General features: G+C 37.3%; 1 protein-coding gene. It reads right to left on the reverse strand.

What is annotated here, in order from left to right:
• Nucleotides 1-1,115: 1,115 nt before the first annotated feature.
• Nucleotides 1,116-1,576 (reverse strand): allophycocyanin subunit alpha-B (locus F6K22_RS40525; protein WP_293110776.1); only part of this gene is annotated, 461 nt, incomplete at its 5' end.

The raw sequence follows: 1,576 nt of genomic DNA on the forward strand, positions 1-1,576 counted from the left end.
TGCGACAGCCCGGCTCTGGGCAGAAGCGGAACCGGAAATGGCCGGGCGCATAGCCCATGGGACCGCCGTGAACCTTGACCCGCATGTTAGGAAGTTGTGGCTTATTAATTAGGGTTTGCTGATTAAATCTAAAAGCACTGACATATAACTGACATATAAAGGTAAGTGCCTTTTTGGAGCGAAAAAAAGTGCAAATTTTTCAGCTTGAGTGACCAAAAAGTTAGGATTAAAGGCAGACAAGCACAGAAAGATACAGGTACAATTATTCCTCCTACTTTCTCTTTCTCCCCACACTTCCCACACTTCCCAGGCTCTGCTTTTTTCAGCAAACCCTAATTAATTCTCCTCGTTTATATTGAGCATTCAACTGTTTAAACGATTGAAATGATTCAGGGAACTTATGATAATTTGTTGGGCAGCTTGGGAGTAGAGAACTTGATAGTATTTATTGGTTTTATCTTCTTTTTCTCAATCATATTTACCGAGAATTTTATGTGTTTTAAAATAGCGTTGACGACCATATTATAGATACCAAAATTAGTTAATTTATTAGATTATGAGCAGATATAGTCATTCTGAATAAGACTGGAACACTTTTTTAACTGAAACTTTTTCAAGGCAAGAAAATCTTGTCTCAATCTTAACCGGAATGACTATAAATTCTAAGACAGCTTTGAGTTCTTCATTTGGTTTAATTAAAACTTGTTGACAACCATACAGAACTATAATTGAAGATTTGATAAAATTACATACAGTTTAGAATAAAACACGGCAGGTTACAACCTATCTGACGCTTCATCTCTTACTTGAAAGACAAGGGATGAAGCGTTTATGCTAGTTATGGTAAAAGTCACCCAGTAAATCATTTTTCGTAGATTTTTGCTGAAAATATTTTCCCTTTTACCTTGTGGAGCTGTTCCCTGCTGCAGCAAAAAATCTATATCTTTTTCTGAAATATCTAATATATCTAATATATAGCGTTATATAAATAGCTTTAATACATAGCACCATATAAAAATGTATAAATAACTTAAAAATCAAAAAAACCTAGATGTAAGGGTTTGGTAACCAAACCCCTACCTAGGAATAAACAAAGCTACAAAAAGCAAAAAAATTTAAGACATTGCTTGAATAATATAGTCAAAGTAAGGAGCAGTTTCCTTAGCATCTTCTTCATCAAGTAAAGCAAGACTTGCTTGCTTTAAACAACGAATTGACTCTACCATTCCAGGAACAGGTACACCCAAGGAGTTATACATTTCCCGAACACCAATCAAACCAATACTTTCAATGGGGTCTTTATCCCCAGCTAGTACCCCGTAGGTAATCAAACGTAAGTACCAACCATAGTCCCGGAGGCATAAGGCACGCTCGCGCTGGCCAAAAGCATTACCTCCAGGAGCAATAAAATCTGGACGCCTGCGCCATAACTCCTGACTAGCTTTGTCCACAATTTTTTTCTCATTTTCAGAAAGCGCGCTAGCAATTCGCACCCGCTGCTCACCTGTTTTCAAAAAATCATTTATGGATTGAAGTTCCCCGCTACTGGGGTAACGTAATTCATCGTCTGCTTTGA

It is taken from the genome of Okeania sp. SIO2F4, from assembly GCF_010672385.1.
In the GTDB taxonomy this organism is placed as follows: domain Bacteria; phylum Cyanobacteriota; class Cyanobacteriia; order Cyanobacteriales; family Microcoleaceae; genus Trichodesmium.